The sequence below is a fragment of the Phaeobacter sp. A36a-5a genome (assembly GCF_037911135.1).
GTDB lineage: Bacteria > Pseudomonadota > Alphaproteobacteria > Rhodobacterales > Rhodobacteraceae > Phaeobacter > Phaeobacter bryozoorum.
In genome coordinates this window covers 63,598-90,231 of sequence record NZ_JBBLYU010000006.1, presented here as the reverse complement: position 1 = coordinate 90,231, position 26,634 = coordinate 63,598, and the positions used below count along the sequence as shown (strand labels likewise).

16 protein-coding genes and 1 pseudogene are annotated in these 26,634 nt (G+C 64.6%); 9 read left to right on the top strand and 8 right to left on the bottom strand.

Features of this window, described 5'->3' with window-relative positions:
• Positions 1-118, bottom strand: a pseudogene (locus tag WLQ66_RS18480) (lipoyl synthase); the annotation flags it as partial.
• Positions 115-261, bottom strand: coding sequence for a hypothetical protein (locus WLQ66_RS18475; RefSeq protein WP_340547809.1), 147 nt, complete (start codon positions 259-261; stop codon positions 115-117). The pseudogene WLQ66_RS18480 and the gene WLQ66_RS18475, both read right to left, overlap by 4 nt.
• A gap of 165 nt (positions 262-426) precedes the next feature.
• Here WLQ66_RS18475 and WLQ66_RS18470 point away from each other — a divergent pair, with 165 nt between their 5' ends.
• A complete protein-coding gene (locus WLQ66_RS18470) occupies positions 427-1,038 on the top strand; it encodes a helix-turn-helix domain-containing protein (RefSeq protein WP_340547808.1) in 612 nt (203 codons plus the stop codon).
• A gap of 98 nt (positions 1,039-1,136) precedes the next feature.
• Here the strand turns inward: WLQ66_RS18470 and WLQ66_RS18465 are convergent, their stop codons facing one another.
• The gene (locus tag WLQ66_RS18465; protein ID WP_340547807.1) at positions 1,137-3,587 is read right to left on the bottom strand and encodes a YbcC family protein; all 2,451 of its coding nucleotides are present in this window, start codon (positions 3,585-3,587) and stop codon (positions 1,137-1,139) included.
• A 17-nt stretch (positions 3,588-3,604) separates the two neighbouring features.
• Positions 3,605-5,155 (bottom strand): proton-conducting transporter transmembrane domain-containing protein, encoded by a 1,551-nt coding sequence (locus WLQ66_RS18460; RefSeq protein ID WP_340547806.1) that lies wholly within the window; start codon positions 5,153-5,155, stop codon positions 3,605-3,607.
• Between the two features lie 117 nt (positions 5,156-5,272).
• Here WLQ66_RS18460 and WLQ66_RS18455 point away from each other — a divergent pair, with 117 nt between their 5' ends.
• The 3 genes from WLQ66_RS18455 (at position 5,273) to WLQ66_RS18445 (ending at position 14,095) form a co-directional block, all read left to right on the top strand.
• Complete coding sequence (locus WLQ66_RS18455; RefSeq protein ID WP_340547805.1) at positions 5,273-6,160, top strand: LysR family transcriptional regulator; 888 nt, start codon at positions 5,273-5,275, stop codon at positions 6,158-6,160.
• A 288-nt stretch (positions 6,161-6,448) separates the two neighbouring features.
• Positions 6,449-12,634, top strand: coding sequence for a DUF4347 domain-containing protein (locus tag WLQ66_RS18450; RefSeq protein ID WP_340547804.1), 6,186 nt, complete (start codon positions 6,449-6,451; stop codon positions 12,632-12,634).
• Positions 12,635-12,970: 336 nt separating this feature from the next.
• Positions 12,971-14,095 carry a Gfo/Idh/MocA family protein gene (locus WLQ66_RS18445; RefSeq protein WP_340547803.1) on the top strand — a complete coding sequence of 375 codons (1,125 nt, stop codon included), beginning with the start codon at positions 12,971-12,973 and terminating at the stop codon, positions 14,093-14,095.
• A 138-nt stretch (positions 14,096-14,233) separates the two neighbouring features.
• On the opposite strand, the gene WLQ66_RS18440 is transcribed toward WLQ66_RS18445, so the two are convergent.
• The gene (locus tag WLQ66_RS18440) at positions 14,234-14,638 is read right to left on the bottom strand and encodes a c-type cytochrome (protein WP_340547802.1); all 405 of its coding nucleotides are present in this window, start codon (positions 14,636-14,638) and stop codon (positions 14,234-14,236) included.
• A gap of 172 nt (positions 14,639-14,810) precedes the next feature.
• Here WLQ66_RS18440 and WLQ66_RS18435 point away from each other — a divergent pair, with 172 nt between their 5' ends.
• From WLQ66_RS18435 to WLQ66_RS18420, 4 genes are all read left to right on the top strand, one after another.
• Complete coding sequence (locus WLQ66_RS18435) at positions 14,811-15,806, top strand: HlyD family secretion protein (RefSeq protein WP_340547801.1); 996 nt, start codon at positions 14,811-14,813, stop codon at positions 15,804-15,806.
• Positions 15,803-18,493, top strand: a complete 2,691-nt coding sequence (gene rbbA, locus WLQ66_RS18430; protein ID WP_340547800.1) for a ribosome-associated ATPase/putative transporter RbbA — start codon at positions 15,803-15,805, stop codon at positions 18,491-18,493. The genes WLQ66_RS18435 and rbbA overlap by 4 nt, the downstream gene beginning before the upstream one ends.
• Positions 18,494-19,618: an ABC transporter permease gene (locus tag WLQ66_RS18425; protein ID WP_340547799.1), complete on the top strand. Its 1,125-nt coding sequence runs from the start codon at positions 18,494-18,496 to the stop codon at positions 19,616-19,618. It abuts the gene before it with no gap.
• Between the two features lie 120 nt (positions 19,619-19,738).
• Positions 19,739-20,545, top strand: coding sequence for a formate/nitrite transporter family protein (locus WLQ66_RS18420; RefSeq protein ID WP_340547798.1), 807 nt, complete (start codon positions 19,739-19,741; stop codon positions 20,543-20,545).
• 58 nt (positions 20,546-20,603) lie between these two features.
• Here the strand turns inward: WLQ66_RS18420 and WLQ66_RS18415 are convergent, their stop codons facing one another.
• From WLQ66_RS18415 to WLQ66_RS18405, 3 genes are all read right to left on the bottom strand, one after another.
• A complete protein-coding gene (locus WLQ66_RS18415; RefSeq protein WP_340547797.1) occupies positions 20,604-21,143 on the bottom strand; it encodes a VIT1/CCC1 transporter family protein in 540 nt (179 codons plus the stop codon).
• A complete protein-coding gene (locus WLQ66_RS18410; protein WP_340547796.1) occupies positions 21,140-23,758 on the bottom strand; it encodes a cation-translocating P-type ATPase in 2,619 nt (872 codons plus the stop codon). Before WLQ66_RS18410 ends, WLQ66_RS18415 begins: the two co-directional genes overlap by 4 nt.
• 94 nt (positions 23,759-23,852) lie before the next feature.
• On the bottom strand, positions 23,853-24,707 hold the full coding sequence (locus tag WLQ66_RS18405; RefSeq protein WP_340547795.1) for a delta-class carbonic anhydrase: 855 nt from the start codon (positions 24,705-24,707) through the stop codon (positions 23,853-23,855).
• Between the two features lie 377 nt (positions 24,708-25,084).
• On the opposite strand from WLQ66_RS18405, the gene WLQ66_RS18400 reads away from it, so the two are divergent.
• Positions 25,085-26,632, top strand: a complete 1,548-nt coding sequence (locus WLQ66_RS18400; RefSeq protein WP_340547794.1) for a sensor histidine kinase — start codon at positions 25,085-25,087, stop codon at positions 26,630-26,632.
• Positions 26,633-26,634 lie beyond the last annotated feature (2 nt).

The following is a 26,634-nucleotide window of genomic DNA, read 5'->3' as shown; positions in this document are numbered from 1 at the left end:
CGAAATACTCGGCGCTCTCGATTTTCTTGCGGCGGATCCACTTCGGTTTGCGCGGGATCTCACTATCGGCCTTTTTCGATTTTTCCGGGTGGCGGAGCCGCGGCATGGGGACGTTCATCCTACGGCCTCCTTACGCTTGCCGACAAAGGCACCTTCGGGACCGGTCTTGGCGATAGCAGGCATCGAGGTTGAAAAGCGTTTGTCCACCGCGACATAGCCCGCAGGGCCGTCACCGATAACGATCCGATCATAAAGGCTCATCTCTGCCCCTCACTATTGTCTGTCAGGGGAAAACAGCCCCTAACTCTCCCGTGTGTTTCCTTTAAGAAACTTTTCCACGATAAGCAACGATTGCTTTTACATAGAAACTTTGACCTATCACCGGGGGAAGGGTAAACATTGGGAAACTCAGGAGATTGCACGCCCATGGAACCCATCAACGCGGAAGACGGCGCCCCCGCGACGGAGTTTGCCGAGGCTCCCGATGGTGATGCGCTGGGGAAAATGATTCGCGAATCCCGCAAGGAGAAGGGGCTGACGCTGGAGGAAGCGGCGCGGGCCGCGAACATCGGCCGCTCCACCCTGTCGAAGATCGAGAACAACCAGACCCGCCCCAGTTTCGAGATCATCCGCCGCCTGATGCAGACGCTGGATTTGCAGACGCCGCAGCTGTTTGTGCAATCCGCCAAGAGCGATATCTCCGGGCGGCGCGACTACACCCGCAAGGGCGCGGGAGAGCATCAGGAAACCCAGACCTACGACCACGAACTGGTGTGCACCGAGCTGACCAGCAAGCGGATGCTGCCCTATATCAGCCGCATCAAGGCGCGTGACGTGTCGGAGTTCGAAAGCTGGGTTCGCCACAGTGGCGAGGAGTTCATGTTCGTGATCAGCGGTGAACTGGTTCTTTACACCGAACATTACCGCCCGCTGCCGATGAAGGCCGGCGATACGGTCTATTACGACAGCGGCATGGGCCATTGCTGCGTTTCGACCAGTGAAGAGGACGCGCAGGTGCTCTGGGTCTCGCTGAACTGATCCGAACTCAGCGGCGCCCCCGGCGATATGCAATCTGCGCCGCCCGGATATTGGCCGGGGCGGCGCAGATCGGTGTTCCATGGCTTGGGGTGATCCGCCTATTCGGCAGCAATCTCCAGCGCCGCGCGGTTGGCCGTGCTCTCGTCGGGTTCCATGCGTGACCAGTTGAGATCGCCCTCGTAGCGCCAGACCAGATGCCCCTGATCGTCCATCGCCATCAGATGAAGCCAGCCATTGTCGAACAGGGCGCGCACCTGCGGGTGGCGGTCCAGGATCTGCGTCATGGCATCGCGCGGCGCCTCGATCACCACGGTCAGCCGCAGCGGGTCATGTTGCAGCGCCTCGCCATCATGCACCGATTGCCAGGGCAGACCGGGTTTCAGCGCGCCGCCATTGCCTTCCAGCACACCGATGCCACCGGCGACGTTGTGCAACAGTTTGTTGCCGCCACCGAACAGGGCGGGGGCCACGCTGGAGCCGTAGTATTGCAGGCTGATCCAGCTTGCGACCACCACCGGCGCGGTCATGATCAGTTCCAGCACGCCAAAGCCCTCATCCGCCCGCCAGTCATAGCTGTGCAGGAAGGATTGCCCGTCAAGCGCCCGGCCCTCGGTCCGCTGACGCGGGGCGGCGATAAAGGCGCGGCAACCGGCCAGCCCCCATTCCGGGCGCAGTTCCGCCCAGTCGGAGGAGCGGCGCAGGATGTCTGCACCAGCGCTTGCGCGGGGCAGCCGCACCGCCCGTTCGCTGCGGGCCAGAGCGCCTGCGGCCTCGATCCAGCGACGGATATTTGCCAGCTCGCGGGCAAAACGGGTGGCAGCGCCAGCGGGCAGATCCTGTTCGTAGAGCGTGACCTGATCGGTGGTGGTGTGATGCAGCGCGGGCAGGAAAACGGTGTCCTCGGGGATGCTGATCCCTGCCTCGCGCAGTCCGCCGCGTACCGCCCGGTCATTCAGCAGTCCGGCCAGCAACCGGGCATTCACGTCACCCGCATGGCCACCGCAGGCGCCACAGTGCAGAGCACTTGCATGGGGGTTGTTGGTCACATCCGCGCCATGGCCTGCCAGCATCACAACCGGGGCAAAGCCACCGGTCAGCGACATCGCCGACAGGATGGTCCGGGCCATCGCAACCCGGTGGTCCAGATCCACCGAAGCATCAAGCACCGGCGCCGGATCCGTGGCCAGACGACTGCTGGCACCAAAGGCATCGCGCAGCAGCTTGCCCGCATAGACCGGGCCTGTGGCCTCGACAAAGGCAAAGGAGGAGACCGCCGCCAGTTTGAACCGGCCCCAGGCGCGCCGCGCCCGCGCTGCATAGCGCCGGGCAAGGTCAAGCTCCGCCGGTTCCGCCGCCCACGACTGGACCCCCGCGCTCAGCAGCACCGGGCCGCGCCCTTCGGTAACGTCGGAGCCCGCTGCATTATGCGCCGCGGCCAGCCCGAAGAAGCCCGCAAACCCAAGTGTCTGCACGCCGCTGTCCTGTGCTTCCAGCGCGCGGCGGAACACTTCGGACCGTACATCAATACAGAATGCGGCCTGCAACAGGGGGCGGTCGGTGGCCTTCGCCTGTGCCGCTGGCTCCGGGGTCGCGACGGTCAGCCTGCCCGCCAGTTGCCGCTGCGCCGCCCGTTCGCCTGCCTCTTGCAGAATGGCGTCGATCACATGATCGCGGCTTGGGGTGATCGGGGTTTCGTGGCTTTCGACGACCTCCTGCCAGCGGGCCGCGATCTGGTCGCGATACTGATGGAACAGCGCCTCGTCAAACACCATGCGGATCGCCAACAGCTCAACCGTGGTGGTGTCGCTCTTGCCCTCCAGCTCGGCCTGCCACGACAGGTAGCGGCCATATTGCGCCCAGCCTTGCAGAGTCAGCAGCCAGCGGTGAAACCCGGTCTCGGCGGCCGCAGAGCTGATGCCCAGCGTTTCGGAGGCCCGTCCAATGGCGCGCCAATGTGACCGGTTGGTAGCAGCGACAAATCCGCCAAACCCGTGCAGCCCGTGGATTTCCGGCGTCAGATCGCGGCTGGCAAACTGACGCCAGGCCGCATAGGTGCCGCCGGTCCGGTCCGGCTGCCACAGCGCCTGCCCCTGATCGAAATGGCTGGCGGCAAAGGCGCCGATGCGTTCCTCGATCAGGCCGGGCCAGTCGACGCCGGACAGCTCCTGCGCCAGCTCCGCCACCGTCGGCAGCGCTCTTGGGTCATCGTTGGTGTCCGTGGCGCCCAGTGCCGCGTGGAGATCGGCCATCTGCACATCGCTGAAGCGGGTGCCGGCCCGCGCCAATGCGGCCCGCAGATCGCTGTCGGTGAGGTCTCCGGCGGCCCGTTTCGCCGCCCAATGGCTGCGGTCCGGGGTCACCCGTGTGCCCGCAACCCGCGCCAGCCGCGCCGAGGTCACCGCCAGCGGCTCGTCGCTCTGGCCGAGGAAGGGGTTCACCGCAACGCTGGAGGTGAGCGGGAACAGCGGCGGGATTGCGCGGGCGGCCCGATTGGCGCAGGTGACCAGCTCCAACAGGGCGGCGGGGTAGGTTTCGTGCTTCATCAACATGGGTCGATCTCCCGGTTTCAGGATGTGGTCCGCTTTGACCAGCCGCCCAGCAGCCGGTCAAAAATCGCATTTGCATAAAGCCCGTTGGACAGATGGACCCGCAGCCCCGCTGCCGCCGGGTGCATCGCCCAGAGCGGGAAAGTCGCCTGCGCCACGGCCACCGCGCCAAAGCTGACCAGCGCCAGCTGGATCAGCGCCCATTCCAGCGGGCCGGGAGCAGGGGTGGCAGGCAGGGTGCCAGCGGTCAGCTTCAGCGCCGCCAGTTGCAGCAGGAAATAGCTGACAGAGGTGGCCGCCGCATAGATCACCGTGCGCCGGGTCAGCGCACCGGGGGCGGCATCGGCCAGCCCCTGCGCCAGAATATAGGCCACGCCAAAGATCAGGATCACCCCCAGCGCAATTGCCTGCACCGATTTGCCGTCAAAGCCAAAGACCGCTCCAACCAGCGCATAGATCACGATGCCGATGCCAAAGGCCTGCATCACATTACGCGCGCTTGGCACTGCGACGGGACCTGGGCGCCGGATCGCGGCGACATTGGCCACCGCCTCGCCAGCGCTGAGAAAGGCGTGCGCCTTGTAGAGCGAATGCGCCACGATATGCAGCAGCGCCAGCGGGAACAGCGCCAGACCACATTGCATAATCATAAAGGCCATCTGCGCGATGGTGGACCAGGCCAGCGAGGTCTTCACGGCCGGCTGCGTCAGCATCACCAGCCCGCCGAACAGCGCGGTAAACCCGCCCAGCATCACCAGCACCGCCATCACCGCAGGCGCGGCCAGAATCACATCGGCAAAACGGATCAGCAGGAAGCCGCCCGCATTGATGACGCCTGCATGCAGCAGGGCGGAGACCGGCGTCGGCGCTTCCATCACCTCGGTCAGCCAGCCATGGGCCGGAAACTGAGCCGAGGCGAGCACCGCCGCCAGCGCGATCAGCCCGGCGGCGACAAGGGTCAGCAGATCGGGGCTGGCAGCGGCAAGAATGCTGGCGATATCGCTGGTACCATAGGCGGCAATCAGCAGCGCGACAGCGAGGCCGAGTGACATTTCGCTGGCCCGGGCCACCAGCGCCTTTTTCCGCGCGGCCCGCTGCGCCGTTGTGCGCTCGCGATAAAACAGCAGCAGCTGATGCAGGCACAGGCTGGTGGCGGTCCAGGCCAGAAGCAGCTGCACCAGATTGCCCGACATTACCAGCAGCAAAACCGCGGCCAGCGTGGCGCTCATCCAGCCGGTAAAGGCGCCCTGACGGCCCTCGCCGTCCATATAGGTGGCGCTGTAGCGCAGCACGATCCAGCCGATGAAACTGACCAGACACAGCATCACGGCGCTGACCACATCCAGCCGCACCGACAGCCCAACTCCAAATAGGCCAAGCAAGGGCGAGCTGCCCGGACCGTTCAGGCCCAGCAGCACCGCAGACAGCGCCGAGATGGCAAAGGCCGCCAGCGCGGCATGTTCCGCCAGACGCGGCAGATGACCCGGCCGCAGACCCGGTGTCCGGCGCGCCCGCAGGGCGACGGCCAGCAGCAGCATCGGGGCCAAGAGCGGCAAAAACAGATAGAACATGAAAGGCTCCCGTATTCACATGCAGCAGGGGACGCTGCGTCACCGAGACAGGTAGCGCGGATCTTTGATTAATAAAAATTCATTGTTATGGCCTTATCGTTCTATTAAAACGAATGAATGCCCCTGAACTATCATCATCTGCGCTATTTCTGGGCCGTCGCCCATGACGGCAATCTGACCCGCACCGCGCAGCGGCTGAATCTGTCGCAATCGGCGCTTTCTGTGCAGATCAAACAGCTGGAGGAGCGGCTGGGCCATCCGCTGTTCGACCGGCGCGGACGGCAGCTGCATCTGACCGAGGCGGGGCGTATCGCGCTGGATCATGCCGATGCGATCTTTGCCACCGGGCAGGAGCTGATTGCCACGCTGGAAGGCAGCGAGCGCAGCCGTCAGGCGCTGCGGGTGGGTGCGCTGGCCACACTGTCGCGGAACTTTCAGATCGGGTTCCTGCGGCCCATGCTGGCGCGCAGCGATGTCGAGGTGATCCTGCGCTCCGGCAGCCCAACCGAGTTGCTGGAGGGGCTGGCAACGCTGAACCTCGATCTGGTTCTGATGAACCGCGAGCCTCCCGACGACAGCCTGACCCCCTATGAAACCCATCAGATCGGGGATCAGGCGGTGAGCATCGTCGGCACCCCGGCGCGGCTGGATCCACGCCTGCCGATCCGCGAATTGCTGACCACCCATCCCTTTGTGCTGCCGACCACCGACAATACGGTGCGGACCGCCTTTGATGCCATGGCCAGTCGCCTGTCGGTGGTGCCGCAGGTGGCTGCCGAGGTCGACGACATGGCGATGATGCGGCTGTTGGCCCGCGAGGATATCGGCCTGGCGCTGGTGGCCCCGATCGTGGTGCAGGATGAGCTGTCCTCGGGGCGGCTGCTGGAGGCCGAGGAGCACCCCCGCATTCGCGAGACCTTCTATGCGGTCACCCTGCGGCGCCGTTTTCCCAATCCGCTGGTTCAGGAGGTGCTGGCAGGCAGCGCCTCGGTGCTGAACGGCTGACCTTCCGGCCTGCTGCCCGACAGAGCTGGCATGAAGCCACCAGCGCCTGGCCCGTCCCGGCACTGCGGCGCCGTCCCGGTTCGTGATCCTTTGGGTCGGACCCAGCGCTGTCCCCTATCGTAAAAAAAGTCATCGCCCCGCACGATTGGCATATTGGATGCAAGAACTTTTTAATAAGCTTGCCACATAATTTGGCCATTACCGATTGATTAACCTCGATATCCTATAGGTTGAGCAAGACGACTGATCATACCTTTGGATTGTAAGCTTTAATCTCAGAGCACTCAGATGATTGATACCCAGTATTTCGTTTTTGATTCCGCCGTCGACCACTGTCAGACCCTGCATATCGATCTGCCGGATGACGCAACCGTCATCTATCTGACCCGCAACGGGTCCGGCCTGCGTCAGATCGCAGAGGCCCTCAGCGCAGTGCGCGGTCTGTCGGCGCTGCATATCATGTCCCACGGCGAAGACGGCGCGCTGTTAATCGGTGACGAAACCGTGACCGAGGCCACGCTCGCCCGGTATCCTGAGGTGATGGAGGCCCTGCGCCGGGCGCTGCATCCCGGTGGTGACATCCTGCTTTATGGCTGCGAGGTGGCGGCAACTGCCAAAGGCGAAGCCTTCGTTGCTGCCCTGGCCGAGGCGACCGGCGCGAATGTTGCCGCATCGCGGACACTGACCGGCGCTGCCGAGCTGGGCGGCGACTGGGATCTGGAGATGCAGATCGGCGCGATCTCAACCCCGATCGGGATTTCGGCAGTGGCGCAGGCGGCCTATCCGGCAGTTCTGTCCACTGTATTGAACTACGGCAACTATACAAATGGCGGCAACAACAAGGACGCCTGGGCCGATGGCAGCGACGGGATCGCGGATTTCCCCGGGCTGACGCTGACGCTTGATTTTGGTGACGGCAGCGAGGGTTCAAGCACCTTCACCAATCTGAACATGCGCGGCGCGCAGAACCTGGCGGTGGGCGCTGTCGAGGGCGGGACCATCGGCGCAATGGACGGTGCCTTCTACAACGATGACAGCAACGGATTTCAGCTGGCCGGTGATGGCGATTTCAGTTTCGAGGGGTTTCGGGTGCTCGGCCGGGCGCAGAGCATCACCTCACAGACTTTCACCATCCGTGGCTTTGACAGCAGCGGGACAGAAATCGTCTCAGATACGCTGACCTGGGCTGCGGCCGGTTCCAATGCACTGGTGTCATACAGCATCGGCAGCGGCGACTGGGACGCGGATGCAGCCTGGGGATCGGTGCGACGCATTGCGGTCGATTACACCAATGAACCCAGTTTCCAGGAATTCGCGGTCCTGACCATGACCGTCGACACGGCCGTGGTTTCAGCCAATAACGCCCCGCTGCTGGGCGGGACACCGCCAGATGACACTGCGACAGAGGATGTTGCGACGGCGATTGACCTGTCGGCCTACAATATATCTGACGCCGACGGCGATACCATAACCCTGACCCTGGCCGTGGATCGCGGCACCATCGCCACCACCGATGGCAACGGAACAACCGCCGGTGTGACCGTGGCAAATTCCGGCACCGGGTCGATGACGTTGCAGGGGTCGGCCGCTGATCTCAATACCTATCTGAACGACACGTCAAAACTTCGCTACACCACCGCCAGCAATGACACCACTACTGCGGTTCTGACCGTCACCCCCAACGACGGCACCACAAATGGCAGCGCCGATACGGTCAGTATCACCATTTCGGCGGTGAATGACGCGCCGGTGCTCGACGCCGCGGCGTCGCCCGTGCTCAGCACCATTGCCGAGGACGCAGGCGATGACGATGGCTCCTCCGCTGATGGCGACGACGACGCCAGCAACAACGCCAATAACACAGGTGACAGCGTTGCCAGCATCGTGTCCGATGGCAGCGTGACCGATGTCGATGGCAGCCCGGTCGAAGCGATTGCGGTGACTGCGGTCGATAACACCAACGGGATCTGGCAATATTCCCTCGACAACGGAACCAGCTGGACGAATTTCACCGCCACCACCGGCACATCGGTCGATCTAACAAGCGCTGCGCGCCTGCTGGACGGGTCGCTGGCGGGGGCGGCTACCCATCTGATCCGCTTTGTGCCAGATGCGGATTATTCCGGCACCGCCACCATCACCATCCGCGCCTGGGATCGCTCCACCGGCTCTGCCGGCGGCGTCGCGGACGCCAGCGTGACCGGCGGTACAAGCGCGTTTTCAGCCATCAGCGACACCGCCAGTATTACTGTCACCAGCGTCAACGACGCCCCGGTCTTTGCCGGTCTGGATGCCACGCCGACCTTTGTCGAAGGCGGCAGCGCCGTTGTTCTGGACAGCACCGCCACCATTGCCGACACCGAACTGGCCAGCCTGAATGGTGGCAATGGCGATTTCGGCGGTGCCTCGCTGACCATCGCCCGCAACGGCGGCACCGATCTCGAGGATGATTTCGGCTTTGATGTGACCGGGGCTCTGTTCACGGTCAGCGGCAATATGCTGCAAAGCGGCGGGCAGAGCTTTGCGACATTTGCCGAGGTGGGCGGTACGCTGACGATCAGTTTCACCTCCCTCGCCACCCCGGCGACAACCGCTCTGGTGAACGACGTGTTGCAGCGGGTGACCTACAGCAACACCAGCAATAACCCGGATGCCTCGGTCCAGTTGGACTGGACCTTCTCGGACGGCAATGTGGGCAGCCAGGGCAGCGGCGGGATCGCCTCCGCTACCGGCTCGGTCACGGTGAGCAATACCGGCGTCAACGACGAACCAACGCTGACTGCTACCGGCGGCAACCCAACCCATGTTGAGGGCGGCGCGGCGGTTGACCTGTTCAACAGCGTTACCTCCAGCACGGTTGAAACCGGACAGACGATCACGGGCCTGACCCTGACCATCACCAATATCGCCGACGGCGCGGATGAAATACTGGTGTTTGACGGCACCGACGTGGCCCTGACAAATGGCACCGCTCTTGTCAGTGCCGCCAACTCCCTGTCGGTGAGCGTCTCCGTAACCGGCAGCACCGCCACCATCACCGCCACCGGAGGCACCCTCAGCCCTGCGGCGCTTCAAACACTCGTAGATGGTATAACCTACCGGAATACATCAGATAATCCCACAACAACCGCCAATCGCGTGGTCACCGTGACCGAGCTTGTCGATAGTGGCGGCACGGCAAACAGCGGCGATGACACTGCCGCCCTGGCCGTGACAAGCACGGTCACGGTGACCGCCGTCAACGACGCTCCCGTGCTGGCAAATCTGACGGGGGATCAGGGCGTCCTGACACCTGGCGCATCTGCGCTGATCGATGCTGGCGCCGACGCCACTCTCGCCAATGCAGATTCGCCCGATTACAACGGCGGCGTCCTGCGGATTGTCGACAAGGACAGCAACAACACCGCAAGCGGCAGCTTCTCCGTCGACGGCACAACGGTGACATCGGGCGGTGACGGGGGCATTGCGGCTAATGAAACCATTCAGATTGGTGGCGTGACCATTGGCACCGTCGATGCAACCGAGGACGGGCAGGGCGGCAACACGCTTGCAATCAACCTCACCGCCAATGCGGACGATGCCCGAATCCAGACATTGATCCGCAATCTCGCCTGGGGCGCCTCGGCCGGGACCGGTGCGCAGACCTTCACCCTCAGCCTGGATGACAACGATGGCACGGCCAATGGCGGCGCGCAGTCCACCTCGGTCGATTTTTCGATGATCCTTGGCAACAAACCCGTGGTTGGCAATCTGGTCGGCGATACCGTCGCCTTTGTCGAGAACCTCGGCGCGGTGGCGATGGATACCGGCGGCAATGTCACGATCAGCGATGCCGATAATAATCTCGGCAGCGGCACACTGAGCCTTGCCTTCCAAAGCGGACAGACCGCCAATGATCGCCTGCTGATCGACACCAGCGGTTCCGTCACACTGTCTGCCGGGCAGACAGCGGCCTCCTCCGTCAGCGTGGGCGGCGTGGTGATCGGCACCTTGGCCAACGGTGCGACCGGTGGCGCCAATGAAACCCTAGGCATCAATTTCAACGCCAATGCGACCCCCTCCCGGGTGCAGACGCTGGTCGGCGCGCTCTCCTACGACAACAGCAGCGATGACCCGGCGACCCATGACCGGACGCTGGGTCTCACCATCACCGACGGCACCAGCATCAGCTCCGACACTGCGACGCTGACCGTGACCGTCGCGGCCACGGATGATGCGCCGACGCTGGTCGCAACCGGCAGCAATCCGAATTTTGTGGAAGGCGACCCGGCAGCGGATCTGTTCAACACTGTCAGCGCCGACACCGTCGAGGCGGGGCAGACGCTGACCACTCTCAGCCTGACGGTCACCAATATCGCCGACGGCGCGGCGGAGGTGCTGACGATCGACGGCAGTGTCTTGGCGCTGACGGATGCCAACACGCTGACCACCGCGAGCAACGGCCTGACTGCGACGGTATCCGTCTTGGGCAATACCGCAACCGTCACCCTGACCGGCGGCACGCTGAGCACCGCCGCGGCCGAGACGCTGGTTGACACCATCACCTATCGCAACACATCCGAAACCCCGACCGGGGGCAGCCGTGTTGTCACCATCACCGGCCTGACCGACAGCGGCAGTGCAACCGGCAGCAACGCCAACAGCGCCCCGCTGACGCTGTCGTCGTTGGTAAACGTGCTGCCGGTGAACGATGCCCCGGTGATCGGCAATGCCCACTACCATGCGACGAGCCAGGTTGTTGTCGGAACCGGCGCCCAGAGCCTTGGCGGTTTGTCCGCGGTGACGGTATCCAACCTCGATTCCAGCGATTACAACGGCGGCCAGCTGACAATTTCGCAGAATTCAGGCACCACAAATGGCAATTGGGGCGTTGACGGCACGATTGTCACTGCCGGAGGCGATGCCAGCCTTTCCGCAGGAGAGACTGTTCTGGTCAACGGCGTGACCATTGGCACGGTGGATATCACCAATGACGGGCAGGGCGGTTCGGATCTGACCATCAACTTCAGCACCGCCGATGCGACCAACGCGGCGATCCAGACCCTGATCCGGTCTATCACCTATGAGGCCCCGTCCACGGTCGGCGCGCGGGATTTCACCCTGACGCTGAATGATGCCGATGGCACTGCCAACGGTGGCGATCAGGATAGCAGCGTCAGCTTCCTCCTGAATGCGACCGGCACCCCTCCGGTGATCGGCAATCTCGACGGCGACAGTTTCACCTTTACCGAGGGTGACAGCGCCACAGCTCTTGATGTGGCGGGGGACCTGACTGTCAGCGACGCGGATAGCGCCGATTTTGATACCGGCACGCTGACCGTCTCCTTCGAGAGCGGGATGCAGGCCGAGGATCGGCTCCTCATCGATGTCAGCGGCACCGTGTCGCTCTCTGCCGGTCAGGCCAACGGCTCGGTGGTCTCCGTCGGCGGTGTGCCCGTCGGAACCATCGTGGCAACCGGCACCGGCGGCGCGGGTGAAGATCTGGTCATCACCCTCACCTCGGGTGCAACACCCGCGACGATCCAGACCCTGCTGCGGGCCCTTCAATATGACAACGCCGCAGCCGGCGCGCCAACCGACGGCAACCGTCAGATCGGCGTGCAGATTGCTGGCGGTACCGACAATGCCTTGTCAGATATGGCCGTAGTCACGATCAACGTTAACCCGGCGCCAGCGCCGGGAGGCGGATCAACAGGCGGCAGGCCGCTGGATATGTCGGCTGGCGACGACGATGACTCCATCGGCGGCACCAACTTCAATGACACCATCAACGGCGGCGGCGGCAATGATCGCATCACCGGCAACCGGGGCGAGGACCTTCTGAGCGGCGGCAGCGGTGTGGACACGCTGCGCGGAGGCGACGGGGACGACCAGCTCTTCCTTGGGTCCGGGAACGACCGGGGGGTCGCCGGCGACGGCAATGACCGTTTGAACGGCGGCAGCGGCAATGACTTCATGCACGGTGGCACGGGTGAGGATACGCTGCGGGGGGGCGTTGGAGACGATACTGTTTATGGCGGCCTCGGGAACGACACGATCGGAGCGGGACGTGGCGATGATATCGTCTTTGCTGGCGGCGGCGCCGACCGCGTGAACGGCGGGGGCGGCAACGACCAGATCGCAATGGGCTCCCAGGACGACCGCGCCTTTGGCGGCAGCGGCAATGACAGCCTTGCTGGCGGCGAGGGTCGGGACACGCTGAACGGCGGTATGGGCGACGACCTGCTGCGCGGCGGTGCGGGCATCGACGTCTTTATCTTTGTCAGCGGTCGCGGCAATGATCGTATCGCCGATTTCGACGCGCAGGAGGACCAGTTGACCCTGCGCGAATTTGGTTTCACCAGCCGGGACCAGGCGCTGTCTTTCGGGGCGCAATCGGGGGATGATTTCGTCTTTACCTTTGCCGATGGCAGCACCCTGACCCTGATAGATGTCACGCGGGCCGAACTGGAGACCGCCGACCTCCTGTTCTGAGCAACCGGACCGCCCTGCCGCCGCCAGACCGGCGGACAACCGCATCAGGCGGCGCCGCTTCGGCCGTCAGCGGCGCCTGCCGCTTTCGCGCTCCGTGCTACAGGGCCGTGCTAGAGGCCGGTTGATTTTACGGGAGTATTTCCCAAACGGTGGCAATAGGGCTATGACAGCTGGGCAGCGCTCGTATCGGAGTGCTGGCTGAAATTGCCGACAGTAGCGGGTTGCCAAAAGGCGCACCCGTTATCACGCGCCATCTGATCGAGGGCACAGACACGGCCTTTGAGCTTGTGCCGACGGCGAACGCGACAGGAAGACAATTCGGGAGATGCTGGGACTATGACGACGGATCGCAGGACGCGCCTCAGACTGGGGATGGTCGGGGGCGGGCAGGGTGCCTTTATCGGTGCGGTGCACCGGATTGCTGCCCGGATGGACGACCGGTTTGAGCTGGTTGCCGGCGCGCTATCATCAGACCCGGAACGCGCGATGGCCAGCGCCGCAGAGCTGGGGATCGCCGCGGATCGCAGCTACGCCAGCTATGACGAGATGGCCCGCGCCGAGGCCGGGCGCGACGATGGCATCGATGCGGTTGCCATTGTGACACCCAACCATCTGCACGCAGGTCCCAGCATCGCCTTTCTCAACGCGGGCATTCATGTGATCTGCGACAAACCGCTGGCCGCCAGCGCAGCCGAGGCCGAGGCGATCAGACAGGCGGCGGAGGCCAGCAGCGCCCGGTTTTTTCTGACCCATAATTATACCGGCTATCCGCTGCTGCGACAGGCCCGCGCCATGATCGCGCGCGGCGATCTTGGTCGGATCCGGCTGGTGCAGGTGGAATATGCCCAGGACTGGCTGACCGATCCGATTGAACAGGACGGCCACAAACAGGCCGCCTGGCGCACCGATCCCTCACAGTCCGGCGCAGGCGCCATTGGCGATATCGGCACCCATGCCTTTAACATTGCCTGCTTTGTCAGCGGTCTGACCCCGGAGGCGCTCTCGGCAGAGCTGCACAGCTTCGGGCCGGGACGCCGGGTCGATGACAACGCCCATATCCTGCTGCGCTACGACGGCGGCGCGCGTGGCATGATCTGGGCCAGCCAGATCGCCGTTGGCTGCGAAAACAGCCTGCGCCTGCGGATCTTCGGCGATAAGGGTGGTCTTGAATGGGGGCATGAGGACCCCAATCAGATGAGTTTCACCCGTTTTGGAGAACCAAAGCAGATCCTGACCCGTGGCGGGGCCGGCATCGGACCCGACTGGACCCGCGTTCCGCCCGGTCATCCAGAGGGGTATCTGGAAGGGTTTGCAACGCTTTACACCGATATTGCCGAGGTGATCGAAAACCGCACCGACAATCCGTTGCTGCCGGGTCTTCAGGCAGGGCTGGATGGGATGTGGTTCATCTCCGCAGCTCAGGCGTCCTCCGCCGACGGCGGCTCCTGGGTCACCCGGTAATCCCAATCAGCGCGCCACCAATGCAATGCCCCCCGGCAGCGAACTAGCCGAAGCGGGGCGTTGCGCCTCCTGAGCCGCAGCATCAAAGCATATAATCTGTGTTATGTTGAAATTAGACACTGCCCGTCAGTCGGCTGCTCAGCGCTTGTCCTGCACCGTTTGCAGATAGGCAATCAGACTGCTGAGCGACCGGGGCACCATCATCGGCTGGCCGCCGGGCAACGCAAGGGCGACATATTTGTCCTCGTCCAGCGTCGGGCCGAACATCGGCATATCGCCATGGGCGGCAATCGGTTGCCGTCCGTCGATCTGCCTGGCCACGGCTTCAACCGGAAAATCGCCGCCGTTTCGCGTGGCCAGCTGGGTCAGATCCGGCGGGCGCAGCGCCATCATCTCGGCCATGGGGCCAAGGCTGGCAGCATCCTTTCCGTGGCACTCCGCACAGAAATACAGAAACAAGTCCCGGCCCTTATCGCTGTCGGCCTCCTGTGCCCAGACCGGTCCTGCCGCAATCGCCAGTATCGCTGCGAGCCGCATCAGCATGGCTGTTCTCCTTTGTGTCAAACCTGCCGCGGCGCATGTCCCGGGTCTGTCCGGTGGCCGCCGTCCGATCATAGCAGCATTCCCGCGCCGCCGGATTGACCCAGCGCAAGGTGGCCGATGCCCAGATCATCTAGGCTCCGCAAAGGACGCAACGGGATCGGGGTGCTGTGCCATGACCAGAACAACGGGTGTTTTTCTGACTGCCGCCGCCGCGCTGCTGCTGGCGGCTGCGGCGTATCTGTTTGTTTCGGAAAACGGCGCAGAGCTGCCGGAGGGTTTCGTGCAGGGCAATGGCCGGATCGAGGCCGAACAGGTGGAGATTGCCCCGGCAAGGGCGGGTCGGGTGGCCAAGGTGCTGACGGCTGAGGGCAGTCTGGTTGCGGCGGGCGATGTGCTGGTGGTGATGGACACCGATGAGCTGGCGGCGACGCATGACCGGGCCCGCGCCGAAGTCGCGCTGGCGCGCCAGACCAGGGCCGAGGCAGAGGCGCTGGTGGTGCAACGCCAGAGCGAGCACCGCCGCGCCGAGCATGAGCTGGAGCGCGCCACCGCGCTCTTGGCCGGGCGCAATATCTCAGAAACCCTCCACGAGGAGCGCGACACCATCCATTCGGTGGCCGAGGCGGTGCTGGGCGCGGCAGAGGCGCGGGTCGCCACCGCCGAGGCCGGGATCGCGGCGGCAGAGGCCGAGGTCCGCCGGATCGCCGCCCAGATCGAGGACAGCACGCTGAACGCGCCGATGCCGGGCCGGGTGCTCTACCGGCTGGCGGAACCGGGCGAGGTGGTTGGCGCCGGCGGGCCGATCCTGACGCTTCTCAGTCTGGAAAACATCTATATGGAAGTGTTCCTGCCCGCCCGCGAGGCCGGGCTTCTGCCGATCGGAGCCGAGGCCCGCATCGTGCTGGACGCCCTGCCCGATTACGCCATTCCCGCCACCGTCACCTTTGTCTCGCCAGAGGCGCAGTTCACCCCAAAACAGGTCGAGACCCTCAGCGAGCGGGAGCAGCTGGTGTTCCGCGTCCGCGTGCGCATCCCGCAGGATCTGGTGGCGGCGCGGATCGAACATGTGAAAACCGGCCTGCGCGGCATCGCCGTGATCCGGCTCGACCCCGCGATGGAATGGCCCGAAGCGCTGGACCGGCGCATCCCGGCTGAGCTGTTCGAATGATCTCCGCCGCAGGCACCCCCGGCATCCGCATCGCCAAGGTCTCTCATCGCTACCGCAGGCATATCGCGCTGGATGACATCACCTTGGATCTGCCGCCCGGTCAGCTGGTGGGCTTCATCGGGCCGGATGGCGTCGGAAAATCCACCCTTCTGGGCCTGATCACTGGTGCCAAGAAATTGCAGGCCGGGTCGATAGACGTGCTGGGCGGCCCGATCGCTGATGCCGCCCACCGGCGCCGCATCTGCTCGGCCATTGCCTTCATGCCGCAGGGGCTGGGTCGCAATCTGTACCCCGAACTCTCCGTGCGCGAAAACCTCGAATTTTTCTCACGCCTGTTCGGGCAGCGGGCGGCAGAGCGGGAGGCGCGGATTGCATCGCTGCTGTCTGCGACCGGGCTCGCACCCTTTGCCGACCGGCTGATGGGCCGGCTATCGGGCGGTATGAAACAGAAGCTGGGCCTCTGCTGCGCCCTGATCCATGACCCGAAACTCTTGGTGCTCGATGAACCGACCACCGGCGTTGATCCCTTGTCGCGCCGCCAGTTCTGGGCGCTGATCGGTGCCATCCGGGACACCAGCCCCGGCCTCACCGTGCTGGTGTCCACCGCCTATATGGAGGAGGCGCAGAGCTTTGACTGGATTGTCGCCATGGATGCAGGCCGCGTGCTGTTCCAGGGCTCGCCGGATAAGCTGAAGGGCCGGACCGGTGATCTGGAAACCGCCTACCGCCAGCTGCGGGCAAAGGGCAGCCCGCCGCCGGTTCCACACCCAACACCAGCAGCACATAGCGGCGAGCCGGTGATTACCGCGCGCGGTCTCACCCGCCGCTTTGGCGATTTCGTGGCGGTGGACAGCGTCGATTTCAGCATAAGGCGCGGTGAGATCTTCGGCTTTCTCGGCTCCAACGGTTGCGGCAAGTCGACCACCATGAAGATGCTGACCGGCCTCCTGCCCATCAGCTCCGGTGCGGCGCAGCTGTTCGGCAGGCCGGTGGATGCCAGGAACCGCGCCATGCGCCGCGAGATCGGCTATATGAGCCAGGCGTTTTCGCTCTACGGCGAACTGACCGTCGAGCAGAACCTGCAACTTCACGCCCGCATCTTTGCAATTCCCGACCGCGCGGCCCGGGTCGCCGAACTGACCCGGCGCTTCGGCCTTGCGGCGCATCGTTCCTCCCTTGCTGCCGCCCTGCCGCTGGGCATCAAGCAGCGCCTGTCGCTGGCGGTTGCGGTGATCCACCGCCCACGCGTGCTGATCCTGGACGAGCCGACCTCCGGCGTCGATCCTGAGGCGCGCGACATGTTCTGGGCATTGCTGGTCGAGCTGTCGCGCAACGAGGGCGTGACGATCTTCGTCTCCACCCATTTCATGGGCGAGGCGGAACGCTGCGACCGGGTGTCCTTCATGCACGCGGGCAAGGTTCTGGCCGAGGGCACACCCAAGGCGCTGATGGCGGCGCAGGCTGCGGCCACCCTCGAGGAGGCATTCATCGCCATTCTGAAGGCCGCTGATCCGCCGCCCCCGGTCTCCGCTCCGCAAACAGCGGTTCAGACAACGGACAGCGCCGCAGGCGGCCCCACCCGCGCGCTGGCCTATGCCCGGCGCGAAACGGTTGAGGTGCTGCGCGACCCGGTGCGCCTCGCCTTTGCCTTCCTTGGCTCGCTGATCCTGATGCTGGTGTTCTGCTTCGGCATTTCGCTCGACATAGATGAGCTGGACTATGCCGCGCTCGATTTGTCGCAAAGCCCCGAAAGCCGCGCCTATCTGGCGGAGATTTCCGGCTCCCGCTACTTCCGCCCCACCCCGCCGCTGTCCAGCGCTGCCGAAGGGCGCAGCCGGCTGGTCTCGGGCGAGGCCTCGCTGGTGATCGAACTGCCTCCTGACTTTGGTCGCAAGCTGCGCACAAATGAGCCGACAGAGGTGCTCGCCATCGTCGATGGCGCCATCCCCTTCAAGGGCGAAACGGTGGAGGGCTACGCTGCCGGGCTGCATCAGTCCTTCCTCAGTGCACAGGCCGCCGCCAGCGGCACCCGCCAGCCCGAAATCGCCCGGATAGAGCCGCGATTCCGCTACAACCAGAGCTTTGAGAGCATCGCCGCAATGGCCCCGGCCATGCCCGCGATCCTGCTGATCATGCTGCCCGCCGTGCTGATGGCGGTCAGCGTCGCGCGGGAAAAGGAACTGGGCTCGATCACCAATTTCTACGTCACCCCGACCACCCGGTTTGAGTTCCTGATCGGCAAGCAGATCCCCTATATCGTGATTGCCTATCTGAACTTCCTGCTGCTGACGGCAATGACCATCGCGGTCTTCGGGGTGCCGCTCAAGGGCGATCCGCTGCCCTTGGCCCTTGGCGCGCTGCTCTATGTCTGGGCCGCCACCTCCTACGGGCTGCTGATCGCCACCATGACCTCCAGCCAGGTGGCGGCCACTTTTGCAACCACCATCGCCTCGGTGGTGCCGACGATCCAGTTCTCCGGCCTGTTGCAGCCGGTCTCGACGCTGGAGGGCGGCGCCCAGGTCATCGGCTCACTATGGCCGTCGTCCTATTTCCTGCACCTGAACGTCGGCGCCTTCACCAAGGGGCTGGGCTGGGAGGCGCTGCTGCCCGACATTCTGGCACTCGCCTGCTTCGGTCCGGTGTTCACCCTGCTGGCCGCGCTGGCGCTCAGGGCGCAGGAGAAGTAGATGCAGCGCCTGTCCCGCATAGTCTGGCTCGGCCTCAAGGAGATGATGAGCCTGCGCCGCGACTGGGTGATGATGGCGCTTCTGGTCTGGTCCTTCACCCTGTCGCCGGTGATGGAGGCAACGGGCGTGGCAACCTCGGTCAACAACGCCTCGATCGCCTTTGCGGATGAGGACAACTCGCCCCTGTCGCGCACCCTGGCGGAGGCGTTCTTTCCGCCCGAATTTCAGCCGGTGGTGCAGATCGAACCCGGCACCGGCGCCGCCCGGATGGATGCGGGCGATTTTCTGTTTGTGGTGGCGGTGCCGCCCGGCTTTGAGAAGGACCTGCGCGCCGCCCGGGTGCCGGAAATCCAGGTGCTGATCGACGCCACCGCGATGGAACAGGCGGGCATTGGCGTCCATTACATCACCAGTATTCTCAGCGCCGAGATCCGCCGCTTTGCCATCGGCGCCGATCTGGCCCAGCCGCAGCCCCTTGGCATCATCATCCGCAGCGCCTTCAACCCCAACCGCGACACCATGCGCTTTGCCGGCATCAACGCGCTGATCGGCCAGATCATGTGGCTGACCACGATCCTGACCGGCGCGGCGATGATCCGCGAACGCGAGCACGGCACCATTGAACACCTGCTGGCGATGCCGCTGTCGCCCTTTGACATCGCGGTGGCCAAGATCTGGGCCAACGCTGCCGTGGTGCTGGTTGCGGGGGCGCTGTCGCTGGGTTTTGTGATGCAGGGGGTGCTGGGCATCACCATTGCCGGGTCAAAGATTCTCTTCCTCTGCGGCACGGCGCTGTTTTTGTTCACCGCCACCGCGCTGGGGGTGTTTCTGGCCACGGTCGCGCGTTCGATGGCGCAGTTTGCGCTCTTGGTGATGCTCACGATCCTGCCGATGCTGATGCTGTCGGGCGGCGAAACCCCGGTGGAAAGCCAGCCGGACTGGTTGCAGGCCATCACCACCCTGCTGCCCTCGCGCCATTACATGGCCGCGAGCCAGGCCATCGTGTTCAAGGGCGCAGGGGTTGAAACCGTCTGGCCGGAGTTCCTGTGGATGGCGCTGCTGGGCGCCGCGCTGCTTGCCACCAGCCTGCTGCTGTTCCGCCGCTCGGTGGCGCAGGACCGATAGCGCGCCCGGTTGCCTGCCCGTTGTGCCACCTTGATCGGGATCATGGCAGCGGCCAGCGGGAATGATCTACTGGTGCGGCCGCTGCCCCGCCCATGCCCCCATAACTGCCGGAGCCGACAGATGACCAAAACGCCCACTTTTGACGCCTATAAACCCGCCGAAATCGCCGCATTGGTGGAAACAGCCGGCACCGCCAAGGCGCGGCTGCCGCTGCCCCAGATGTTCGTGCTGGCGATGCTGGCGGGCGCCTTTATCGGATTTGGGGCGGCGGCCTATACGATGACCCTCGCAGGTGCGACCCCTGTGACCGGACCGCTCCGCGTGCTGGGTGGCGCGGTGTTCTCGCTTGGGCTGATCCTTGTGGTGATTGCCGGGGCGGAGCTGTTCACCGGCAACGTGCTGATGGTGATCGCCGCGGTGGACCGCAGGATCCCGCTGCGCCTGCTGTTGCGCAGCTGGGGCGTGGTCTATCTCGGCAATCTCGCGGGCGCGGCCGGGCTGGCGGCCGCCTTTGCCGTGACCGGGCTGCTGGATGGTGCGATGGGCACAACCGCCGTCGGCATCGCCGAGGCGAAGGCCGGGCTGACCCCGCTTGAGGCCCTTATGCGCGGCGCGCTGTGCAATGCGCTGGTCTGCCTAGCCGTCTGGCTGTCCTTTGCCGCCCGCACCGCTGCGGGCAAGGTTCTGGCCATCCTCTGGCCGATCACCGCCTTTGTGCTGCTGGGGCTCGAACACTCCATCGCCAATATGTATTTCTTCCCGCAAGGCTGGGCCGCAGGGGCCAATGTCCCGCTTGTCGCAGCGGCCGCCAACCTGCTTTGGGTCACGCTGGGCAATATCGTGGGCGGCGCGGGCGGCGTCGCTCTGGCCTATTGGTTCGCCTTCCTCGGGGGCACCACGCAGAAGCCACCCGTGCAAAGCCGCTGAAGCCGCAGCACCCTGAAAGCCATAGCGCGCGCGGGCGCCGCCGCCCCGTTGCTGCGGGTCAGACCCGGAACAGGCTGCCTGCCAGATAGGCGACAGCAGCGGCGCAGGAACCGATTGCCAATGTCTCCAGCCCGGATTTCCACCAGGGCGCCAGCGACCAGACGCTCTTGCTGGCGCCAATGCCGAAAAACACCGCCCCGGTGGCCAGCGCGGCGGTCAGGAACGGATCGGGCAGCCCCAGAATGAACGGCAGAAGCGGCACGATGCCCGCCGCCATGAACGCCGCAAAAGTCGTCAGCGCCGCCGCCACCGGGTTGGGTTCTGCCGGCGCCAGCCCATATTCGCTGGTCAGCATCAGCGCGATCCATTTCTCCGGCTTGGCGGTCACCGATGCCACCGCGCCCTCCAGCACGTCGCCGCTCAGCCCCAGCTCCTGAAAGATCTGGCGCAGCTCCTCGCGCTCACCCTCCGGGTACTGGCGAATATGACGCTTTTCCACCTCGTAGAGACGCCGCCGGTCGTCCTTGCTGTGACCGTGATCCTTCTCCATGCCCGCAGGATGCCCCGGAGTGGCCCCCGCCGCCTTGACGGAGGTCAAGCCGCCGCCGCTGCCCTCCGCTGGCGTTGACCACTGAGATAACGCAGGGTTTTCAGCCCCTCCGGCACCAGCAGGATGGGCAGCACCAGCAGCGCGATCAGCCCCCAGTGCTCCCCTTGCAGCGGCACCGTGTGCAGCATCACCTGTAGCGGCGGCCAGTAGACCGCCGCCACCTGCGCTCCGATGGTCACCACCAGCGCCGCCAGCAGCAGCGGATTGCTGAACACCCCGATCCGCCAGCACGGCAGATGCAGCGAGCGGAAGGCAAAGACGCTGGCCTTTTCAAACACCACCATGGCGGTAAAGGCTGCGGTGCGGGCCAGATCCTCGTTGCCGTCCAAAAGATGCAGGAACAGCCACAGGCTGGCCAGCCCGGTATAAAGCCCCAGCGCCAGAATGGTCAGCAGGCCGGCCTTGCCCACAATCGGCGAGTCCTTCCCCCGCGGCGGATGCTGCATCTGGTCCGGCTCACCCTTCTCCAGCCCCAGCGCCACCGCCGTCACCCCGTCAGTCACCAGGTTCATCCACAGAATTTGGGTCGCCAGAAAGATCAGCGGGCCGCCGATCAGGATATTGATCAGCAGCGCAATCACCTCGCCCGCGTTGGAGGACAAGAGGTAGCGCACGAATTTGCGCACATTGGTGAACTGCCGCCGCCCCTCGCCGATGGCCCGCACGATGGTGGCGAAATTGTCATCGAGCAGCACCAGGTCAGAGGCATCCTTAGCCACATCCGTGCCCCGCACCCCCATCGAGACGCCGATGTCGGCCTGTTTCAGGGCCGGCGCATCGTTCACCCCGTCGCCGGTCATCGCCACGATCTGATGCTGTCCCTGCAAGGCCGAGACGATCCGCATCTTATGCGCTGGCCTTGTGCGGGCAAACAGAACATCCTGCTGCAACAGCTGGTCCAGCTCCGCGTCTTCCAGCGCCTCCAGCGCATCGCCGGTCAGTATCTTTGCGGCAGGCAGCCCCAGCTGGCGTGCGATGGCCCCGGCGGTCAGCGGGCTGTCGCCGGTGATCATGATCACCCGGATGCCCGCCGACCGGGCGGCGGCGATGGCCGCCCGCACCTCCGGCCGAGGCGGGTCAATCAGCCCCGCCAGCCCGAGAAAGGTCATGTCCTGTTCGGCAATCCCGCCGCCCTGCGCCGCACCAGTTGCAAGACCGATCACACGCAGCCCTTCTGCGGCCATCGCCTCATAGGCTTCGGTGATGGCTGCCCTCTCCCCTGCCCCCAGAACGCGCGGGCCGTCCTGCGCCAGCACCCTTGTGCAAAGGCCCAGGACCTGCTCCGGCGCCCCTTTGGTCAGGACCTTTTCACCGCCGCCGTCCTTTACCAGCACGCTCATCCGCTTGCGTTCGCTGCTGAAGGGTAGTTCCGCCAGCACCGCATCCGGCGGCGGCAGCTCTGCCCAGCCCTTGTAGCCGAGGGTCACCAGCGCGCCCTCGGTCGGGGCGCCGGTCATCTGCCAGTGATCGCCCTCGCGGTGCAGGCTGGCATGGGTGCAGGTCAGCCCCGCCGCCAGCAGCTCTGCCAGCACCGCATCCTCCCGCGCGCCGGTAACCGCGCCGCCGTGGGCAATATGACCCGCAGGGTCATAGCCGGTGCCAGTCACCTGATAGATGCGGTCCAGCGTCCAGACCCGGGTCGCCGTCATCTTGTTTTCGGTCAAGGTGCCGGTCTTGTCGGTGCAGATCACCGAGGCCGCGCCCAGTGTTTCCACCGCCTGCAACCGCCGCGCCAGCGCCTGTCTGCGCACCATCGCCGCCGCCCCCAGCGCCAGGGTGATGGTGACCACCGCAGGCAGCCCTTCGGGCACCATCGCCACCGACAGCGACAGGCCGGTCATGAACATCTCCGCCGCGTCCCGCCCCATATAAAGCCCCAGCGCCAGAATCGCCGCCGCCACCGCCAGCGCCGCAAACCCCAGCTGCCGCGCCAGCCGGCCCAGCTGCACCTGCAAATTGGTTTTCTTCAGCCCCACTGCCCCGGTCAGCGCCGCAATTTCGCCAAAGGCGGTGCGCGTTCCCGTGGCCGTGACCAGCGCCAGCGCGCGGCCCGCCGCCACCACTGTTCCGGCAAACACCTCCGCAGTGTCCGTGCCGGGCGCCTTGTCCACCGGCACCGATTCCCCGGTCAGCGCACTTTCATCCAGCCGCAGCCCCGCAGCTTCGTGCAGGCGCGCATCAGCGGGCACCCGGGCCCCCGCCTCCAGGATGATCAGATCGCCCGGCACCAGCTCGCGCGCGGCGATCACCTGCTCGCGCCCGTCCCGCACCGCCAGCGCCTGCGGCGACAGCATACTGCGCAGGCTTTCCAGCGCGGTTTCCGCCCGCCATTCCTGCACAAAACCCAGAACCCCGTTCAGACCGATCACCAGCCCGATCGCCAGCGTGTCGGCATATTCGCCCAGCGTGAAGGCGATAGTCCCGGCTGCAATCAGGATCAGCACCAGAAAATTGCTGAACTGGCGCAGGAACACCCGCAGCGGCCCGGTCCGCCTGCTCTGCGGCAACTCATTCCAGCCATGCGTCCGGCGCGCCGCCTCCGCCTGCTGCCGCGTCAGCCCGCCGAGCCGCTCGCCACCATTGTCCTGAACCGGGTGTTCCATCCGCTCTGCCCTCCGCAGCCGCCACAGGCTGCTGCCCCAGCCTGCCGCACTCCGCACCCTTCGGGCAACTGCTGTGGTGCCGCAGGTCCAGCTCCTAGCGGGACATCGGCGACAGCAGATCGGGATTGACCACGAGGGTGCGCACGCCATGGGCATGATCTTCGTCAAAGGCATTGTCGCCCAACCATGCCTCCACCGAGGCAATGCTCACCTTGGCCACCTTGGGGCGAATGCTCCAGGTGACCTGCACGGGAGAGCCGGTCTCATTATAGGCCGGACCGGTCGTCGATCCGGTATATTGCACCGGCGTACCCATATCCTGCGGAATATGGATCGCCTGATGATAGCCATCGACAAACTCATGTTTGGTCAGCCTCACGAAATCCAGCGCGGCAGGATCATTGACCAGCACCATCACCTGAGTTTCGACCCGCAGCTGCGGGTTCAGCGTGGCGACATCCAGACAGGATCCCAGCGTCGGCCCCGGTCCCACCTGCGCCGTGCTGTAGACATAATGCACCTCGATCGTGTCACCGGGCGCCAGTGCGCCATGGTCGGTGCTACCAACCGGACGGGCATAGGGGGCCACCTCGGCCGCTGTCAGCTCGCCTGAATAAAGATACCCGGTGCCATAGCCCTGACCATCGCCATGTCCGGCATATTTGGTGAATTCACCACCCTTGTGCTCTGCGCTTTCGTGGAAATGGATGTTGCAGAGGTTCATCCGGCTGGCGGGTGGCGCAAATGCAAAATCGCGCTTGTTCGATCCCACCGCCGAGCTGAGATCACGCGGCGACTGCGGGCCAAATCCCTGATCCGCAACCGCCTCTGCCAGCGCCCGCCGCTGCGCGTCGATCACGCTGGCACCGACCTGATCCGCCGCATGGGCCAGTGTCGCGACAGTCAGCGCTGCCCCGGCGACGGCCGCCAGTACTCTCTGAATGGTCATCCCGTGTCCTTTCCTCTGCCGGGCCGGTGCCGGGTTCATCCGCCGCAATCGCGTCCCGGTCACAACGGGAAGGAAAAAAGGCACCCGATGCCTTTTTAACCATGGCAGGCAACAGGTGACTGTCTGGACTGTGAACGGAGCCAAGACCGCATATGAACGGGAGATGAACGCACCATGGCCGGTCAGCAGCCCTTGGCGGCGCATTCGTTCATCTGTTGTTCATGATTTCGTCAGGACGCTGTCATTGCTGCAAACTAACTCTACCACTGGCGGCCCTGACAGGGTTATGGTCAACCGGTGCGTAGCCAACCCAAACCCCGCACCGGCTGACCTCGCAATTGGCAGCCCGACCCACAACGACGGGACCACCTCGACCAATGAAAATAGTGCATATTGTCAATATTTTCGCGGCCGTGGTACTGCTGGCAGCCGCTGCCAGTGTGTCAGTTGCGGTCTGGGCCGCCAGACAAAGCGATCTGCACAATTACCGCATTTCGCTGGCTCACACCTCCTTTGAACACCATCTGAAACTGGCGGCAGACACCTATCTTCTGTTCAAGCGTTTTGGCGATCTGCTGCTGGCCGACGACACCGGGCAGGTGGCGGATATCACCAATATTTCCAACCGCCTTCAGACCCATATCACCAATATTCGCGCCGCCATTGAGCAGGAAATCGAGCTGGTCGGCGACGAGGAGCTGGCGGAGCTGATGCTGCTGGACAAGATTGAGGAGATCATTGACGACATCCTCGACCTTTACCGGCGGGCGCAGTCGCGCGAGGCCGCAGATGGCATCGGTGGCGACTGGCGCCAGGTGTCGCTGGCCCTCAACGAAGACATCAAGGAAGATTTCCGAACGCTGATCTCAACGGCGCTCACCGAAGAGCAGGAGGAAGTCTCAAGAGCCGAGGCCGAAGCCAGCGCAAAGATGGCGCTGGTGCGCATGATCTCCTTTGGGTTGGCGGTGGCCTTTCTCTGCATCACCGCCATCGCGCTGATTGTCTTTCGCCGCGAATTCACCCGCCCGTTAAGGCAGCTTCTGGGTGGTGTGCGGCAATTTGCGGCCGGGGATTTTTCCAGCCGGATCGCCCTGCCGGGGCGCAGCGAACTGTCGGAAATCGCCGGCGTTCTGGATGAAATGTCCGCAGTGGTCTCGGCCCGCACCAAAAACCTGACCACCCAGAACGAGGAACTGGAACAGGCCGTCCGCCAGCGTACCGAAACGCTGGAAAAACTGCTGACCGAGGCGCGAAAATCCGAACAGAACCGCCGCCAGCTGCTGGCAGATGTCAGCCATGAGCTGCGCACCCCGCTGACCGTCATTCAGGGCGAAAGTGACGTGGCGCTGCGCGGCGCCGACAAAACCGTCGAGGAATACAAGGACGCCCTGACCAAGACCCGGCTGGCCGCCAATCACACCGCCAATCTGATCAGCGACCTTCTGTTCATCGCGCGCAAGGAATCCGGCTCGCTTGAACTGGTCAGGAAACCCGTCGATCTGATCAGGCTGATCCACGAGGTGATCGCACTCTGCGGGGCCGAGGTGGGCTTTGAGCCGCAGCGCGACAAGGTGATCGTCATAGCCGATGGCCAGCGGATCCGTCAGGCCGTGCTCGCCCTGCTGGAAAATGCCAAATACCACGGCGGCGACATGATCGCCGTCACCCTTCAGACCCATGGCGATATCGTTGAGATTGCGGTGTCCGATGACGGGCCGGGCGTGGATAACGCGGAAAAGGAACTGGCCTTCGAGCGTTTCTTTCGCGGCTCCAACGCAAGCGGCCGCTATATCGAAGGGCTGGGCCTTGGTCTGCCGATCGTGCGCTCCATCGCCGAAGCCCACGGCGGCTCGGCGCGGATCTTTGATCGCCCAACGGGGGGCACAACGGTTGTGCTGACGATCTCCACGGATGCCGACCCATAGTC

Coding starts and splice junctions, on each gene's coding strand:
- WLQ66_RS18425 (WP_340547799.1), top strand. CDS start 18,494: ATGCAGCGCCTGTCCCGCATAGTCTGGCTCGGCCTCAAGGAGATGATG.
- WLQ66_RS18475 (WP_340547809.1), bottom strand. CDS start 261: ATGAGCCTTTATGATCGGATCGTTATCGGTGACGGCCCTGCGGGCTAT.
- WLQ66_RS18455 (WP_340547805.1), top strand. CDS start 5,273: ATGCCCCTGAACTATCATCATCTGCGCTATTTCTGGGCCGTCGCCCAT.
- WLQ66_RS18435 (WP_340547801.1), top strand. CDS start 14,811: ATGACCAGAACAACGGGTGTTTTTCTGACTGCCGCCGCCGCGCTGCTG.
- WLQ66_RS18460 (WP_340547806.1), bottom strand. CDS start 5,155: ATGTTCTATCTGTTTTTGCCGCTCTTGGCCCCGATGCTGCTGCTGGCC.
- WLQ66_RS18405 (WP_340547795.1), bottom strand. CDS start 24,707: ATGACCATTCAGAGAGTACTGGCGGCCGTCGCCGGGGCAGCGCTGACT.
- WLQ66_RS18440 (WP_340547802.1), bottom strand. CDS start 14,638: ATGCTGATGCGGCTCGCAGCGATACTGGCGATTGCGGCAGGACCGGTC.
- WLQ66_RS18420 (WP_340547798.1), top strand. CDS start 19,739: ATGACCAAAACGCCCACTTTTGACGCCTATAAACCCGCCGAAATCGCC.
- rbbA (WP_340547800.1), top strand. CDS start 15,803: ATGATCTCCGCCGCAGGCACCCCCGGCATCCGCATCGCCAAGGTCTCT.
- WLQ66_RS18445 (WP_340547803.1), top strand. CDS start 12,971: ATGACGACGGATCGCAGGACGCGCCTCAGACTGGGGATGGTCGGGGGC.
- WLQ66_RS18400 (WP_340547794.1), top strand. CDS start 25,085: ATGAAAATAGTGCATATTGTCAATATTTTCGCGGCCGTGGTACTGCTG.
- WLQ66_RS18410 (WP_340547796.1), bottom strand. CDS start 23,758: ATGGAACACCCGGTTCAGGACAATGGTGGCGAGCGGCTCGGCGGGCTG.
- WLQ66_RS18470 (WP_340547808.1), top strand. CDS start 427: ATGGAACCCATCAACGCGGAAGACGGCGCCCCCGCGACGGAGTTTGCC.
- WLQ66_RS18450 (WP_340547804.1), top strand. CDS start 6,449: ATGATTGATACCCAGTATTTCGTTTTTGATTCCGCCGTCGACCACTGT.
- WLQ66_RS18465 (WP_340547807.1), bottom strand. CDS start 3,587: ATGTTGATGAAGCACGAAACCTACCCCGCCGCCCTGTTGGAGCTGGTC.